A 15,960-nucleotide genomic window follows, 5' to 3' on the forward strand; every position below is an offset into this window, starting at 1 on the left:
ACCCTGCGTCGCGTCCGCTGGTGACCAGTGCTCCGAGTGCTCCGTAGGATTGAGCCACACGACGATCAAGAAGGCCCACCACCATGACACCGAGACCCACGAAGCTGATCGATGAACCAACTGAATGATTCTGCGATGCCCATGCGATAAATCCCCAGGTCAACAAGTGTCGTCCCCGCACGCGCGGGGGTCTTCCTCGGGGTGCCAGGCGTACCGCGCCGCCATCCGTGTCGTCCCCGCACGCGCGGGGGTCTTCCCCCTTTCGGGTGGTCTGAGTTCGGTACTGACCCGTCGTCCCCGCACGCGCGGGGGTCTTCCTGGTCGCGATCTTCTTGGCCGCGCTGGAGTCGAGTCGTCCCCGCACGCGCGGGGGTCTTCCGGACGAGCCGATCTGGGAGGGAGCGGCGTCCACGTCGTCCCCGCACGCGCGGGGGTCTTCCAAGGGTGAACTTGCCCAGGCCGAGCGGTTCTACGTCGTCCCCGCACGCGCGGGGGTCTTCCCCGGACGTACGGGGAACCGCTGGAGTCGTAGACGTCGTCCCCGCACGCGCGGGGGTCTTCCCTCGCCGGCCCACGCGGGACCGCCGGCACGCCGGTCGTCCCCGCACGCGCGGGGGTCTTCCGGGCACGATCGGCGGTTCCGGCGTCCAGTCCATGTCGTCCCCGCACGCGCGGGGGTCTTCCCCCGGAGCACGATCCGGACCTCTGTCGCGACTAGTCGTCCCCGCACGCGCGGGGGTCTTCCGTCATCGTGTTCCGGATGGTGCGCGACATGGTGGTCGTCCCCGCACGCGCGGGGGTCTTCCGCCGATGCCCTGCGCGGCGCGCTGCCACTGCACGTCGTCCCCGCACGCGCGGGGGTCTTCCCCAGGGCTTCGACCGGCATCCGCGCTGCGACTGGTCGTCCCCGCACGCGCGGGGGTCTTCCGCCTGCGCGACGCGAGCGGCTGACCCGCGAGGGGTCGTCCCCGCACGCGCGGGGGTCTTCCCTTGTCGATGATCATCAAATCCCAGCCGGTGATGTCGTCCCCGCACGCGCGGGGGTCTTCCTCGCCGAGCCGATGCCGTTGAACGCTGGCTTGGTCGTCCCCGCACGCGCGGGGGTCTTCCCTTCGCGCTCGTAGGTGATCTGCGCCTGCTGACGTCGTCCCCGCACGCGCGGGGGTCTTCCCCCACCGAGATGGGGCGGGCTTGGCGGGACAGCGTCGTCCCCGCACGCGCGGGGGTCTTCCCCGGGAGATGGTGACGAGTTCACCGGAGATGGTGTCGTCCCCGCACGCGCGGGGGTCTTCCGTTCCGCATCGCGTCCACGCCGACCCGGTTCGAGTCGTCCCCGCACGCGCGGGGGTCTTCCCACGTACGTGTTTCTGCTGCGCGACGGCGGCGTGTCGTCCCCGCACGCGCGGGGGTCTTCCGCGCTGCGGGTGGTCCGGTGAGCACGTGGGCGAGTCGTCCCCGCACGCGCGGGGGTCTTCCTCAGGCCGACCGGGTGTCGGTGGGTGGCGACCCGTCGTCCCCGCACGCGCGGGGGTCTTCCCCTGGCGTTCATGCGCGACGCCTGCGAGCTGTTGTCGTCCCCGCACGCGCGGGGGTCTTCCCCCGAACAGGTCAGCCTGTCCGTTCTTCGCGGCGTCGTCCCCGCACGCGCGGGGGTCTTCCGTTGATCACCTGGTAGACGGTATGTCCGGCGAGGTCGTCCCCGCACGCGCGGGGGTCTTCCCTCGTACTCCGTGACCGCTTCATCTTCGTCGGCGTCGTCCCCGCACGCGCGGGGGTCTTCCGCTGTCGGAGTGGCACGCGGCGCGTGAGGCGATGTCGTCCCCGCACGCGCGGGGGTCTTCCGCGCAGGCCCATGGTGGAGTCTCCGGCGACGAGGTCGTCCCCGCACGCGCGGGGGTCTTCCGTTCGCGCCGCTGGTGCTGCTCGTCCAGTGGGAGTCGTCCCCGCACGCGCGGGGGTCTTCCGGTACAGGGGGGTCTCCACGTCGCCGGCCGGGTGTCGTCCCCGCACGCGCGGGGGTCTTCCCGGTCGGGCACCGGCGGCGACGACCCGGCCGGCGTCGTCCCCGCACGCGCGGGGGTCTTCCCGCGTGCACCCCGACGGCACCCGCGAACCGGTCGTCGTCCCCGCACGCGCGGGGGTCTTCCCCCGCGGCTGGACGTCAAGGGGCCGCGGGGGTTGTCGTCCCCGCACGCGCGGGGGTCTTCCCCGGGGCAGGCCGGGTACGTGCCGTGGACTCCGGTCGTCCCCGCACGCGCGGGGGTCTTCCCTCCTGACGGAGCTGGGCGATCGAGTCGGCGATGGTCGTCCCCGCACGCGCGGGGGTCTTCCCGCCCGTCGGGGCGCGTACGGGCTGACGCCGGCGTCGTCCCCGCACGCGCGGGGGTCTTCCGGACTGGGTGTCCACGGACTCGGTTTCCCGGTCGTCGTCCCCGCACGCGCGGGGGTCTTCCCTGGTGGGCGTCGCGGTGCTCGATCCGGTGGACGTCGTCCCCGCACGCGCGGGGGTCTTCCTCAGCAACTACCGAGGGATCGTCCGATCGCGTCGTCGTCCCCGCACACGCGGGGGTCTTCCGTTCTTCTGCAGGGTGATCCGCCCGTACTCACCGTCGTCCCCGCACGCGCGGGGGTCTTCCGCGCTCATCCCCGGCAACGACCCGGAGCCCGCCGTCGTCCCCGCACGCGCGGGGGTCTTCCGGTCATCGCCATGCGCGCGGCAGAGGCGGCCCCGTCGTCCCCGCACGCGCGGGGGTCTTCCCGTGCCGGGGGCGACGCCGGTTCCGGCTCCCCCGTCGTCCCCGCACGCGCGGGGGTCTTCCCTTCGACGAGTTGATCATCTCCGTCGACTGTGCGTCGTCCCCGCACGCGCGGGGGTCTTCCGAAGCCTCCGCACTTGACGCCCTCCACGACGCCGTCGTCCCCGCACGCGCGGGGGTCTTCCCCGGAGCCGAAGCGTTGCCGCTATCGGGTGAGCGTCGTCCCCGCACGCGCGGGGGTCTTCCGTACCCCGACGGGCGTCACTGCCCGTTCGACGAGTCGTCCCCGCACGCGCGGGGGTCTTCCCTACGCACGCACCACCAACAACACGGCCGGCGCGTCGTCCCCGCACGCGCGGGGGTCTTCCCCGCCGATGATCCCCATCCGCGTCCCCGCCAACGTCGTCCCCGCACGCGCGGGGGTCTTCCGGCCCACGACGGGCTCCTCTCGGGTTGTGCCGTGTCGTCCCCGCACGCGCGGGGGTCTTCCGGAGATCCGCGCCGCGTACGCCGAGTGGGTGGAGTCGTCCCCGCACGCGCGGGGGTCTTCCCCGCCGTCTCATCAGACTGGTGAGCGACCCTGGGTCGTCCCCGCACGCGCGGGGGTCTTCCCAGGAAGGCGGGCAGCGGAGCCACCACGTTGGTGTCGTCCCCGCACACGCGGGGTCTTCCCATCGCCCCGCTGGTGACCGTGACGCTGGCTCAGTCGTCGCACGCGAGCCACACGGGTGTATCGGCACCTTCCCCCGGCGTCCGGTCGGTCTCGCCGTACGCCATCCGCGTGTTCATGCGTCCCAGTAAGCATGCGTTGACCAGGATGCCGGTGCCGGCCAGTTCGGCCGCGAGGACCCGGGTCAGCGCGTTCAGAGCCGCCTTGGACACGCGGTAGGAGACGTTCGTGTCGCCCATGGTGGTGAGCGAAGCGAGGTGGCTACTGATGTTGACGATGCGGCAGTAGCCGTTCTTCTTCATCTCCGGCACGGCGGCGGCGCAGCAGCGCCACGCGCACAGGAGGTTGGTGTCCAGGGCGGGTATGCACGGCACAATGGCCGGAATTTGCCCATAGCGTCGTCGCCCCCTGCGGGCCCTTCGTCGTATCAGTCGCGGTTCAGGCGGCGATGGGTGCCGGTAGCGGCAGGCGCGGAACTCGACCGTTGAGGGCGACGTCGCCGCCGAGCAGCGCGAGGATCGGTGCGATGGCCATGTCTGGGTCGCTTTCGGCCCGGCAGGTGAACACGTCGATGTGGGCGAGCCCGAGCTCGGGCCACGTCGACACGGTGATGTGGGACTCGGCAAGGATCAGGACGCACGTCGCGCCGTGCGGTTGGAACGGCTCGATCAGTTCGGAGCGGGCCGTGTTGCCCAACAGGCGGCACGTCTCCCGCATCGCGGTCATGATCTGCCCTGGGTCGACGTCGGCCCTGGCGCAGTTGGTCACGTCGTAGACAGCGTGGATCACGGGTGCTCCGATCAGGCGGCGCGGGGCGCGGGGCGGGCGGGAAGGTGCTCGTTGAGCAGGGCGGCGAAGTAGTCGACGGTGTAGGAGCGGTGTAGCCGGTGCGGGTCGCTGGCCCACCGGGAAACCTCGGTCCACAGGGTGTCGAGGACGTGGTCGCCGTGCTCGGCCAGCAGGATGTCGAGGTTGAGGAACAGCTCTGGTAGGTCGGCGTACGCGCTCTTGGCGACGTACAGGCTTTTGGATAGCTTGCCGCCGGTGCGGTCGACTACGAGCGGTGTGAACACGGAGACGGGCCAGTCGTGCGGCGGTACGCCGAGGGTGGCCAGGCCGGGCGCGAGGACTTGGCTGTGCCAGGCTCCGCCCCAGTCGGCGCCGTCGACGGAGACGGAGCAGGCGTCGTACAGCTCCCGTTCGGCCGCGAGGAGGTAGCCCTTCTGGATCGAGCGGACGGGGGTGTTCGCGTCGTACCAGCCGCCGCCGTTGACCGGGACGTGTTCGGTGTACGGGCCGTGGTCCGGGCAGATGCTGTCGAGTTGCACGGCGTCGGGCAGTGTGGTGATTCGCAGGTGCTTGCCGGCTTTCTCCATGAGACGGCATGCGGGGCAGCGGGGGGCGGACTTTGACCACGCCGTCGGTGGGGGCGCAGATCGGCGCGAACGCGTCGAGCTGCTGGGCGATGTGGTGCAGGCACTCTCGGACTGGACGCAGGTTCTGGTAGACGGCGTACGGCCGTACCTCGTAGGGCACCCCGGAGCGGTCCCGGGCCCAGTCGAGGAGCCGCCGGAACCCGTCGGTTCGGGTGGCCTCGTTGAGGCGGCCTGCGTCGATAAGGTCGCCGACGGTGCGGGTGTATTGCTCGCCGCCGCGCTCCAGGTGCTCGGCTGGTGCGTTCTCTAGGGCGTCGAAGACCACGGTCGCGGGAAGCCCGAGGTCGTCGGCGGCGTGCGCGGCGAACGCGAAGACCGTCAGGATCGTGACGGTGGTGCCGAAGTGCGGCACGCCGTTGAGCTGCGCTGCGGTCGTCACGCGAAGCGCGGACCGGCCAGCTGCTGCGGCGCGCAGCAGGTCGGAGTTGCGGTTGGTGAGGTGGGCGATGCCGACCGGCGCGAAGATGAGGTCGGTGCTGGGGGTGGTCACTGTTTCCTCCCGGTGTAGAGCCACAGGCTGGGGAACTGCGGATCGACGCTGGCTACTCGGTGCAGCAGGTGCGGGTGGATGCCGGCATCGGCGAACGCGCGACGGTAGAGGCCTTGCGTCAGCGTGACCCGGCCGGTTTGGCGGGACGGCTCGGGAACCCAGTTCGCGCCGGCGCACCAGCCGCCCGGGGCGAGCGGCACGTGCGCCCTGCGCCAGGCGTCGAGGAAATGTTCTGGGGTTTCGGCGAGGCCGAGCAGACCGAACTGGGTGACCAGGTCGGTGCTGCCGGGGGCCAGGGCCAGCGGCGGTCCGTCAAGGCAGTCTGCGACCAGGGTGCCGGCCAAGGACCGGCATCGGCGGGTGAAGTCCTCGGCGGTGCGGTGGCACATCCTCAGCACCGTTGTATAGGCGGGGCGTGGCTGGCCCTGAGCGGCGTACCGGGACAGGATCGCCAGGCGGTCCAAGTCGACGTCGACGGCAATGAGATGGTCGGCGGTGAGCGGGATTGACCACAGCAGCGACTCCGAGCCGGCGCCCAGATCGCACCACCGGCGGACGGGCGGAAGCTCGGAGAGGGCGGCGAGGACGTCCTCGGTGCCCATCCCGAACTCGAATTCGGCGTTGTAGTAGCGGTTCCAGTAGGGGTCGGCTGCCGCGACGGTCTGCCCGGTCATGTCGGCGCTGCGGCAAGGAGGACTTCGGTCAACTGGCCGAGCCCGGGTTGGTAGGTGGTCACCTTCATGCCCGCGGCCGCTGCGGCGTTGGTGACCGATGGGCGGTCGAGCAGCCGCAGGGTGACGGTGTGCTCGTACACCTGGTCGTCGTTATGCCGCAGGACGAACTCGATGCTGACGCGGTCGTCGGTGCGGCGCTGTCGACGGTGGCGCACCAGCGTGCCGCCGGAGGGGGCCGGTATCACGCGGTCGATGAAGGGCGCGTCGTCCCGTAGCGGCTCGTAGAAGCCGCACCTCTCGACCGGTTCGCCCAGCAACGCCTGAAGGAGCACCTGGCCGCCGGGGTTCAGGACGCCAGCGAGCTGGCGGAAGATGTCCGGTAGCGGCATAGCGTCGGCGAGCTGGTTGAGCGCGCCGTTGGGCACCACGATCAGGTCGACCCGCAGTTGCTCGGCGGTGAGCGTTTCGAGCCGGGCGTGGATCAGGCTGACGTGCGGCACGCCTGCGACGTTCTCGGCTGCGGCGTCGAGCATCTCCGGGCTGGCGTCGATGAGCACCGTGGTGCATCCCGCAGCGGCGTAGGTGTGCGGGTAGTGCCCGGTGCCCGAGGGGACCTCTGCCACGGTCAGGCCCGGGCGCAGTAGGTCGTCGAGCAGTTGGGGGACGGTGAGCCCGGCGGTCACCTCCGCTGCGTACGTGCCGGCGCGGGCGGCGTATCCGGGCGTCGTGGCGGTCACCGCGTTATCCCGTAGAAGCGGGCGTGCTTGGCGGACCACGGGGTGCGCCAGCACGCCGTTGGCGGTGATCTGAGCGGTCCGCACGGCGGTGTCGTCGCGGCCGCGTAGCACGGTCTCGGCCAGTCGCACCAGGTACGGCGCGGCGTTTGCGGCATACGCGTGGCTCGCGGTGACCGGCACCAGCGCGGGCCACACGTCCACCTTGACGTGCAGCACGCCCCGGACGATCCTCGGCGGGTCGCCCGGCTTCTGCACGGGCCCGGCCGTCGGGAGGTAGCCCGGCCCGTACCCGCAGGTGGCGTCCACGATGACCGCGCCGCGTCGCATGTGGTGCAGGTCGGTGGTGCGGATCATCGGCGGGGTGTCGTGGGTGGAGATCAGAATGGCGCCGATCACGAGGTCGGCGCTGGCCAGGGCCTCGCGGAGGACCGTACGGTCGTTGGCGAGCACGGTGACCCCGGTCGGGGCTGCGGCCTGGTATTCGTCGCGGGACGTGGGGCCGCTGGTGAGGACGGTGACGCGGGCTCCGAGCCGCGCGGCGGTGAGCGCGGCGGCGCGGCCGACGTTACCGCTGCCGATGACCACGACGTTCGCCGGCTCGGCTCCCGGCAGGCTGCCGGGGAGGACACCGCGCCCGGCCGGGTGCTGCAACGCCTGCGTGCCGGCCAGGACGGCTTGTACGCCGGCGATGTGGCCGCCGGGGCGGCCGAGGGGGAACTGGCCGTTGTCGGCCAGGAACTCGTAGCTCCAGGCGTTCACCTTCGTGGACGTCAGCGCGGCGAGCAGATCCACGTCACCCTCGGCGTGGAACAGCGCGCCGATGTGCTGCCCGGGCCGTAGGCGGGTGAGGTCGCCGGGGTTGGGCGACTTGTAGCGCAGCACGAGTGGTGCCGCCCATACCTCGTCGGGCGTGGTGAGTCGCACTCCGGCCTGCTTGTAGGTCGTGTCGTCGATGAAGATGCCCTCGCCGATGCCGGGCTCGGCGTGGATGTCGAATCCGGCGTCGGTGAGCGACCGCGCCAGGGTGGGGGTGAGGATCGTGCGGCGCTCGGGTCCGCTCTCGCGAGGGAATCCGATGGTCTGTGGGGGGTGGGGGCGCACGGTGGACGACCTCCTGAGGATGTGCCTACTGGTAGTGGCACCCTCACCCGCCGTGCAGGAGTGGGCCAGTTCACGGATGTCGTCGAACTATCTACCGCTTGTTCATCGACCAGTCGCGAGAACGATGAAAGCCCAGGTCAGCGAGATGCGAGCAGACCGAGAAGTGTCCGATGGTAGACAGCCTGCACCACAGGGATGGACGCCAGCCGAATCCGCTCGTCCGTCGCATGCAGCCCTTCGTAGTCGACGCCGAAACCGGCCGTCGCCGGGATGCCCAGACCCGCCAGGTAGTTCCCGATGTTCGACGGGCCGGCGATCTTCGGCGACGGGGCGAGCCCGTAGCGCGCAGCGGCGTCGACCAGCTCCCGCACCATCGGGTCGGTGTCCGCCAGGGCGTACGGCGGCCATCTGGTCGTGATCTCGACGTGAGTCGGCGCAGTGTCCGGCCACCTTCGGTCGACTGCCCGGACGCACTCGCGCACCAGCGTCTCCCCGGCCCGATCGTCCAGCGAGGGTGTGAGCCGCACGTCCACGTTCACCGTGCACAGGTCCGGAACGACGGAGTAGCCCTCTCCACCGCTGATCGCGGTCACGGTCAGCTTGGGCAACGGTGGGAAGGCTTGGGCGGGCCCGGGTAGCGGTGCGTCGCGCAGCTTCTGCACCAGCTCCGCGGCCTTGACGATCGCGTTCGGTGTCGGTCGGCTGCCGCCCGAGTGGCTCGACACCCCATGCACGTGCAGCCGGGCCCGAAGCACGCCGCGGCCGCCGACGACGACATGGTCGCCGCCCGGATAGCCGATCATCACGCCAGCGACGGGCTGGGCGTTCCGGAAGTACGTCTTCGCCCCACCGAACGCGCCGGTGTGCTCGTCGACGTCGAACAGCAGCACGACGCTGCCGCGCAGCCGATCGCGGGCCTCCGCGAGGCGCACGCCGATGTGCGAGAAGACCGCGACGGCAGCTTTGGAGTCTGCCGCTCCGCGGCCGTAGAGCCAGTCGCCGTCGGAGGCGGCCGATGTCGGAGCATGGGTCCAAGCGGCCTCGTCGCCGAACGGGGCGGTGTCGAGGCAGGCGTCGAGCACATAGCGTGGTCCTGGCTGAGCGCCGTGCATCTCGACCACAAGGGCGACGGCTTCCCCACTGGGCCCTTTCAGCCGGCGTGCCGGCAGGCCTCGCCCGGTGAGCCATGCTTCGAGGTGGTCGAGCGCCGGACCGTAGGGGTCGATGCCGCCTCGGCTGGGAAGGCGGACCAGGTCTCGGGTGAGCGTGATGACGGAGTCGTGGTCGTGCTGCGCCGCCTGCCAGACCGGATCGTGGGTCACCCGCTACTCCCGCTCTCGCAGCACGTCCAACGCCTGCACGTCGGCCACCGTTTCGATGCGTCGAGCGGCAGCGTACGCCTGCCGGCCGTGGTCGAGCAGGCGTGAGGCCGGCCCGGCGCCGAGCAGCACCCCGGAGTCGAACGCCTCGTGGGAGGTCAGCGACGGGATGGGAACCACGGCCGCCCGCTCACTGGCCACGAAGAACCGCTCCGGAGCCAACGGGTCTTCCTCGATGCCGAGGTTGAGCGTCTTCACGCCCAAGCTGCGGTCGCGCGGATCGCGGATCTCCAGGAGCCGCGCCAGGTGATCGCGCAGCACCCGATAGTGAGGTGGGCCGTGCAGGACGCGGTAGAAGATCAGCGCGGGGCTCGCCACGAGGGCGGCTTCGATCGCTTGCAGGTACCCGGTGCTACGTGACCGTGAACCGGTGACGATGAGGCACTCGCGGGCCTGCGCCACGACGGCCAGCATCGCCTCGTTCAAGTCGACGTACCGGGCCAGCAGTTGTGGCCCGTCACCGTGGTCGCCCAGGTGGTTGTCCTGGTGGGTGAACAGCTCGTCGACGCTTTTGCCGTAGATGGCGCACAGCGTCTTGCGGTGAGCGTGGCTGGTGGTGTGCCGGCCCAACTCCCAGCCGCTGACCATGGTCGGGGTAACACCAGAATGCCCGCCGGTGGTGCGTTGGTCGAACGCTTCGACGACCTTCTCCAGGGTCCACCCTCGCGCGAGGCGGGCACGGCGCAGGGGGGACGGCTCCTTGGGGGTTGCCTGACGACGAATGATGACTTCCACCTCCCAGTCGCCGCGGCCGAGGATGCCGCTAGTGACCGTGCACGGTCATCTCGCGGGTCGGTGAGTCGGCCGTGACCTTCTCGCAGATGCTCAGCAGTTCGGGATGGTTGCGCAGCCGGGTGTAGCCCTGAGGGGGATGGAACGAGCCGAGTTCGATCTTGAGCTGATCCAGCGGCATCCCCGGGTACTGAACGACCCGCTGAATGGGGATCGCGAACGCTTGTGGCAGGTCCTGCACATACTCGAACACCGAAACGCCGTTACCCACGCGGGCCTGCTCGGCGATATCAGCGATGCGCTGCGGTGTGTCCACCACAGCGGGCCCCAGGTCGATCACCGCGCCCAGGCGGGACACCGGGGCGGTGAGGAAGACGAACCAGCGCACCGACTGGCCGGTCAAGAAGCGGCGTCGGAACTCGTGACGCTTCTCGCCGGCCCAGATCAGGTCGAAGTAGACCGGGTTAAGCGACATCAGCACCGGCTCCCGAACGTCGATCGAGGCGTCGTCGAAGAGGCTGGGTTGGGCGCTGCCGGTGAACAGATTCATCGTCACCCTATCCATCATGCGGCCGGCGTGGTCCTGGAGGTAGCCGTCCAGGTCAGTCGGTGTGTCGCCAGGTCGACCGGCGGTGCGGCCTCCTTCCGGCAGCCACCGACGCCGCCTGGTTGCAGGCGTGCTTCTCAGGTCAGTCGACGCCAGCCGGTGGGCATTGACCTCGTCGGTCTTGTTCAGGTACATCGCGCCGGTCAGTGTCTCGGCGTAGGCGAGCGAGATTCGAGGGCGGTATGGCCCCGAGGGCCCCACGCCCCTAGGGTCTGGGCGACCGGGGCCAGCAACGGGACACGATGGCCATCAGACCCTGTGGGCAACGCCGCACCGCCGCGTGCGTGGCGATCAACGTCTTGCCCGGCCTGCACGCGGCGAACACCTGTCTCCTGCCGTCGTGGGTGGTGTGCTCGGCGGTCACCTCAACCGCTTCCTGCTGGTCTTCCCGCAGCGGTGGCACCGCCTCGCAGGGTCTTCGGTCTAGGGAACGTCGGGCCGATAGCGGCCCGACGTTCTGCCGCGTGCAGCCGTGTCCGGGGCGGTCAGGGTCCTGCGGTGTCTGCGGGGTGGTTTGTTGACGACCCCGCAGCAGAGGGCGGTCTGGCCTGGGTTAAGGGAGTTGGCCTGTGTGGATTGCCCAGGCGATGGTCTGGTAGCGGCTTCGGAATCCGGTGCGTTTGTTGAGTGCTTGTAGTCGATTGATGATGGTGCGTTCGTCGGTGTTCATGGTGTTGGCGATCTGGCGGACGGTGTGTCCGGCGGCGGTGCTGCGCAGGATGGTGGTGGTGTGGTTGTCGAGGGTGATGGGTGTGGTGGTGGGGTGGGGGGTGGGTGGTAGGGGGATCAGGTGGTGGCGGGCTGCCCAGGCGACGGCTTCGATGGTGGTGGTCACGCCGAGGCGGCCGATCATGGGCAGGAGGACCCGTCGTTGGAGGAAGGCTTTGGAGACTCCCAGTCGGCGGGCGGTGTCGGTTTGACTCATGCCGGCGGTGATCAGGCGGATCGCGTGGGTCTCTCGGGGGGTCAGGGTCGGGGTGGGTGTGGTGGTGTTCGGGGTGGTCGGGGATTGGGTTCGTTGGCGTTCGTCGGCGCGGATGACGTGTTCCCAGATGGGCGCGCAGGACACCGGTGCCCACGGCGTGTGGGGGTTGCGGTGGGTGTGTCCGGCGTCGGCGCAGGCGGCGATTGCTGCTGAGGCGAGTGGGTGCCCCATGTGCCAGTACCGCTGGTGCCGTCGGGGCGGCGGTGGCGGGGCATCGGGTGCTCGGGCGGGTGTGTCGTTGTGGCGGCGTCGGACCATTTTCAGTGCGGTGCGGGGTGTGAGGTCGCCGATGAGGAGGCGGTGTTGCTCGCCGGGGGTGAGGCGGAGGAGGGTGATGCGGTCGGTGACCCAGCGTGTGGTGGTGCCCAGGCTGGTGGCGATGTGAGGCACGGGTAGCTGTTCGACTCGTACGAGGTGTGCGAGGGCTTTGGCTTGTGCCAGTGGTGTGTATCCGCCGTCGATGTGCCAGGCGAGTTGTTGTAGGGCCCGTGCGGCGCCGGTGAGGTGGCGTCCGGTGATGACGCTGATGTGGGTGTGTCCGAGGCGGCGCATGGCGGTCCATCGGCGTTGCCCGTCGAGGATCTCGCATATGCCGTCGGGTGTGGTCGCGATTCTGATCGGGTCTTTCTGCCCGGCTTTGTCGATGGAGCGTTGCAGGTTGATGCTGTCGGTGGTCGGGCCGCGCCAGTTGATGCCCGGGGTGACGTCGTGGATCGGGATCCGGTAGATCACGGTGGCGACCGTCGCCGTGGTGGAGGGTAGGACCGCAGGGGCGGTAGGAATGGGGCTCATGGGTGTCCCAGGGTCGTCGCAGAGGTAGGGCGGACGTCGGGATGACCGGAGTCATCCCGCCGTTGTCTGGTTCGGTCTGCGGATCGGCGGGTGACGGGGGTGGCGGTAGCGTCGATGCGGGATACGAGGTGGGCGGCGGCGTCGATGACGTCCTGCTGGTGGGGGCGCAACGGTTCGGCGGTGTAGGCGGCGACGACGGTGGCGTAGGGGTCGGTGATCCGGGTGGTGGTGCCGGTGAGTTCTTCGAGGACGGCCAGGACGCAGTAGGGGGTGTAGAAGGGGCTGTAGCCGCCTTCATGGGCGGCGATGAGTCGTCCGTGGCAGAGCCGGTCGGCGGCGTCGACCAGCAGGCGGGTCATGGCGCGGTAGGTGCTGGTGGTGAGCATCTGTCGGGCCATGGGGTCGAAGACGTTGGCGTCGACGCCGTTGGCGAGCAGGATCAGGTCGGGGCGGAAGCGGTCGAGGGCGGGGATGACGACCTGGTGCATGGCCTGGAGGTAGGCGGCGTGGCCGCTACCAGCCGGTAGGGGCACGTTGAGGGCGTGTCCGGTGCCGTCGGCGATGCCGTTTTCGTGGGTCCATCCGGAGTCGGGTGGGAAGCAGTTGGCCTGGTGTAGGGAGATGGTCAGGACGGTGGGGTCGGGGTAGAAGATGGTTTGGGTGCCGTTGCCGTGGTGGGCGTCCCAGTCGACGATCGCGATGCGGGTCATGCCGTGGAGGGTTTGGGCGTGGCGGGCGGCGATGGCGAGGTTGTTGAACAGGCAGAAGCCCATGCCGGTGTCGGCGGTGGCGTGGTGTCCGGGTGGGCGGGTCAGGGCGTACCCGTTGATGATGTCGCCGTCGGCGACGGCGGTGACGAGGGCGAGCAGGCCGCCGGCGGCGAGGCGGGCGATGTCGTAGCTGCCGTGCCCGACCGGGGAGTACCCGTCGCCTGCGTCCCCTCCCCCGCGCCGGTCGCTCTGCGCGCGGATGTGTTGGACGTGTGCGGGGGTGTGCACGCGGAGCAGTTCGGTCATGGTGGCTCGCCGGGGTTCGATGACCAGCAGCTCGGCCAGGAGCCCGGAGACGTGGATGAGTTCGTGGGTGCGGCGTTTCGCCTCGGGGTTCTCGATGTGCACGGCGGGCTGCACGCCTGCGGTGGGGTCGGCGGGTAGCAGGCCGGCGCTGGTGCCGGTGTCGTGCCACAGGTACTCGGGGTGGAAGACGTAGCCGGTGGTCACGGTGATCGCCTCGCAGGGGGGTTGGCAGACAGGGTTCGGGCAGCGGTGAGCAGGTGCGCCGCGACGCGGGCAAGCAGGCGCTTGGGAAGCCAGGGCGGCGGGGCGGCAAGCAGCGCGTCAGGGGGTGCCGACGCCAGCGGTGGGTGAAGACGCTCGCCGGGGACGAGGGATCGACCTCGGCAGATGTGGGTGATCCGGGCCTGGGTCTGAACCCGGCGCGGTGGCTTCGGTGAGGTCGGCGACGAAGGCGTCGATCTGCCCGTGGGTGATGCCGGGCATGCAGATGAGGTGACTGACTTCGGCGTCGGTCGCCAGGAGCCACTTCGCCCGTACTGCGGTGGGTGGGGTGGGTAGGACGACGGTGAAGGCGTGGGGGTGTCGCCAGGCGGGCCAGCCGGCGGTGGTGAGCTGGTCGACGGTGTAGGCGGCGAGACGGCGTGCTTCGCTGACCCGCCATCGGTGTCCTTCCCGGCCGTGGGTGGCGATGGCGTGCCAGAGCAGAGCGGCGGCGAGTCCGCAGCGGGATCCGGTGACGGTGGTGTCGAGGGTTGCGGTGTAGGTGACCGGGGTGCCTTCGCGGCGGAGGCTGTCGCGGATGAGGACCACGCCGCAGGGTGTCGGTACCCCGAGGAACTTGTGACCCGACACCGTGACGCTGCCGATGCCGCTGTCGTCGTCCAGGCGGAGCCGCCCGTCGAGGGCCAGGGGAATCCCGGACAGGGCCGCATCGACGTGCAGGTGCCGGCCCTGCACCTGATGGGCATCGAGGACGGCCCGGATACGGGTGGTGTCGTCGACGGCTTCGGTCATGGTGGTCCCAGCGGTGGCCACCACGATCGCCGGCCACCGCCGGTGCCGGCGTATGCGGAGGGCGAGGTGGTCGTAGTCCATCTCCCCGTCCGCGCCCGCGTTGACGACCACGCCGCGTGCTCCGAGCATCTCGATGATCTTCGGGATGGAGTAGTGGGCGGCGGTGGAGTAGTAGATGCGGGCGGTGGGGAGGCGGCGGCGGGCGGCGTGCAGGGCGGAGAGGTTGCCTTCGGTGCCGCCGGTGGTGACGTAGCCCCACCGGTCGTCGGCGGGCATGTGGAGGGTGTCGGCGAGCCAGGCGATGACGGCTTGTTCGAGGATGCGGGTGTGCGGGGTGCCGCCGGTGTCGGTGGGGTCGCCGATGTTGTTCCACAGGCGGTGACCGAGGCGGGCCATCACCTCCCGATGGTCCAGGTCGACCGCCCCGGGGAAGCCGATGCTCGTCGGTGCGGCCGTGTCGGCCTCGGCGGCCAGGTGGTCCAGGACCGCGGTGACGTCGACCGGGGTACGGCCGAGGTCCGCGGCCTCGGTGAGAGGCGCGGGGGTGTGGGTCATGCCGGACGTCCCGCGAGGAGGTGCCCGGTGAGGGTGTGGTGCAGTCGGGTGAGCTGGGTCCAGGTGTCGCGGGTGACGGTGTCGCCCTGCTCGGTGAGGTGCTCGTGGGGGTTGTAGTGGATGACCCGGTCGGGGTCGAGGGGTTTGGTGCAGCGGACCCCGTCCGCGCCGATCGGGGCGTGCGGGTCACGGTCGACGTGCAGGGCGGTGCCGTCGGTCAGCAGGACGAAACACTGGCCCTTGAGGTCGAACACCGAACGGCGACGGTCATCACCCGAGGAGCGCAGGGTCCGGGCGAGTTGCTGCCAACGGCCCTGGTCGGAGTCGAGGGTCGTCACCCCCACTCCCACGTAGACGGCACCGGCGGGCAGGGTCATGTCGCCGCCGTTGACCATCGACCCCTGCGGGCCGAGGGGATGCCACCGGCGCCCCGCCGCCCCGGCCCGGGTGATGCTGTCCCCCACGACCTCGGTCAGGTCGGCCAGCAACCTCGGCAGGTGCTGGGATTCCGGGGAGGCCAGCCACAACCGGTAGGCGGTGTGCAACTGGTAGCCGTGCGGCTGGGCCGCAGCCTCGGAGACGAAGAACAGCATCACCCCGTGCGGGCCAAGCGCGTCACGCTGCCCGTAGCGCTGGTCGGCTTCGATCATGTGGCCGGTGTTCAGGCGTTTCGCCCGGTAGACGATCTGCTGCCGCAGGTCGGCCCACCACCGGGCCTCGACCGACACCCCACCGTCGGGCTCCCCCGGCTGCGGAGAGGGTGACGGGGTGTGCTCGGGCGGGGCCGCATGGACGGGGACGTCCCGGCGGTACGGTCGCTCGTCGGGCATCCGGTAGTCCGGCGGGGCCGGCTGGATCAGGCGGGGACCCGGTGGGGGTTGGTGGTCCGCCGGTCGGCGGGGGCCGGGCGGTGGTGGCGCCGGCCGGGGTTCGGGTCGCCAGGCCGGGTCCAGCGGATCACTGCTGTTGCGGTAGCCCGGTGCCGCTGGCGTCTGGGCGGTGTAGGTCTTCATGAT

Annotated in this window: 12 protein-coding genes and 1 CRISPR repeat array; all 12 genes read right to left on the reverse strand. The window is 70.6% G+C overall.

Features of this window, described 5'->3' with window-relative positions; translation table 11 throughout:
• Positions 1 to 168 precede the first annotated feature (168 nt).
• Positions 169 to 3,429: a CRISPR direct-repeat array (repeat unit 28 nt; unit sequence GTCGTCCCCGCACGCGCGGGGGTCTTCC).
• A gap of 29 nt (positions 3,430 to 3,458) precedes the next feature.
• The 12 genes from ACN261_RS29345 to ACN261_RS29400 all read right to left on the reverse strand — a co-directional run bounded on the left by ACN261_RS29345 (position 3,459) and on the right by ACN261_RS29400 (position 15,957).
• Complete coding sequence (locus tag ACN261_RS29345) at positions 3,459 to 3,800, reverse strand: SDR family oxidoreductase (RefSeq protein ID WP_425853298.1); 342 nt, start codon at positions 3,798 to 3,800, stop codon at positions 3,459 to 3,461.
• A gap of 64 nt (positions 3,801 to 3,864) precedes the next feature.
• The gene (locus ACN261_RS29350) at positions 3,865 to 4,215 is read right to left on the reverse strand and encodes an S-adenosylmethionine decarboxylase family protein (RefSeq protein WP_425853300.1); all 351 of its coding nucleotides are present in this window, start codon (positions 4,213 to 4,215) and stop codon (positions 3,865 to 3,867) included.
• An 11-nt stretch (positions 4,216 to 4,226) separates the two neighbouring features.
• Positions 4,227 to 4,802, reverse strand: a complete 576-nt coding sequence (locus ACN261_RS29355) for a hypothetical protein (protein WP_425853302.1) — start codon at positions 4,800 to 4,802, stop codon at positions 4,227 to 4,229.
• 546 nt (positions 4,803 to 5,348) lie between these two features.
• Positions 5,349 to 6,026, reverse strand: coding sequence for a class I SAM-dependent methyltransferase (locus ACN261_RS29360; protein ID WP_204962121.1), 678 nt, complete (start codon positions 6,024 to 6,026; stop codon positions 5,349 to 5,351).
• Positions 6,023 to 7,864: a methyltransferase domain-containing protein gene (locus ACN261_RS29365; protein WP_425853304.1), complete on the reverse strand. Its 1,842-nt coding sequence runs from the start codon at positions 7,862 to 7,864 to the stop codon at positions 6,023 to 6,025. Before ACN261_RS29365 ends, ACN261_RS29360 begins: the two co-directional genes overlap by 4 nt.
• 137 nt (positions 7,865 to 8,001) lie before the next feature.
• Positions 8,002 to 9,186 (reverse strand): M20 family metallopeptidase, encoded by a 1,185-nt coding sequence (locus tag ACN261_RS29370; protein WP_425853306.1) that lies wholly within the window; start codon positions 9,184 to 9,186, stop codon positions 8,002 to 8,004.
• A gap of 3 nt (positions 9,187 to 9,189) precedes the next feature.
• Positions 9,190 to 9,978, reverse strand: a complete 789-nt coding sequence (locus tag ACN261_RS29375; RefSeq protein ID WP_425853308.1) for a helix-turn-helix transcriptional regulator — start codon at positions 9,976 to 9,978, stop codon at positions 9,190 to 9,192.
• Positions 9,979 to 10,006: 28 nt separating this feature from the next.
• Positions 10,007 to 10,717: a hypothetical protein gene (locus ACN261_RS29380; protein ID WP_425853310.1), complete on the reverse strand. Its 711-nt coding sequence runs from the start codon at positions 10,715 to 10,717 to the stop codon at positions 10,007 to 10,009.
• Between the two features lie 418 nt (positions 10,718 to 11,135).
• Positions 11,136 to 12,299, reverse strand: a complete 1,164-nt coding sequence (locus tag ACN261_RS29385) for a ParB N-terminal domain-containing protein (protein WP_425853312.1) — start codon at positions 12,297 to 12,299, stop codon at positions 11,136 to 11,138.
• A 56-nt stretch (positions 12,300 to 12,355) separates the two neighbouring features.
• Positions 12,356 to 13,579, reverse strand: a complete 1,224-nt coding sequence (locus tag ACN261_RS29390) for a class II histone deacetylase (protein WP_425853314.1) — start codon at positions 13,577 to 13,579, stop codon at positions 12,356 to 12,358.
• Between the two features lie 117 nt (positions 13,580 to 13,696).
• The gene (locus tag ACN261_RS29395; RefSeq protein ID WP_425853316.1) at positions 13,697 to 14,944 is read right to left on the reverse strand and encodes a histidine decarboxylase; all 1,248 of its coding nucleotides are present in this window, start codon (positions 14,942 to 14,944) and stop codon (positions 13,697 to 13,699) included.
• Positions 14,941 to 15,957 carry a hypothetical protein gene (locus tag ACN261_RS29400; RefSeq protein ID WP_425853318.1) on the reverse strand — a complete coding sequence of 339 codons (1,017 nt, stop codon included), beginning with the start codon at positions 15,955 to 15,957 and terminating at the stop codon, positions 14,941 to 14,943. Before ACN261_RS29400 ends, ACN261_RS29395 begins: the two co-directional genes overlap by 4 nt.
• Positions 15,958 to 15,960 lie beyond the last annotated feature (3 nt).

The organism is Micromonospora sp. WMMD723, assembly GCF_049863385.1.
In the GTDB taxonomy this organism is placed as follows: domain Bacteria; phylum Actinomycetota; class Actinomycetes; order Mycobacteriales; family Micromonosporaceae; genus Micromonospora; species Micromonospora wenchangensis.

Excerpts from the sequence above, each read along its gene's own strand:
- ACN261_RS29355 (WP_425853302.1), bottom strand. The coding sequence starts at position 4,802 with ATGGAGAAAGCCGGCAAGCACCTGCGAATCACCACACTGCCCGACGCC.
- ACN261_RS29360 (WP_204962121.1), bottom strand. The coding sequence starts at position 6,026 with ATGACCGGGCAGACCGTCGCGGCAGCCGACCCCTACTGGAACCGCTAC.
- ACN261_RS29380 (WP_425853310.1), bottom strand. The coding sequence starts at position 10,717 with ATGTACCTGAACAAGACCGACGAGGTCAATGCCCACCGGCTGGCGTCG.
- ACN261_RS29395 (WP_425853316.1), bottom strand. The coding sequence starts at position 14,944 with ATGACCCACACCCCCGCGCCTCTCACCGAGGCCGCGGACCTCGGCCGT.
- ACN261_RS29400 (WP_425853318.1), bottom strand. The coding sequence starts at position 15,957 with ATGAAGACCTACACCGCCCAGACGCCAGCGGCACCGGGCTACCGCAAC.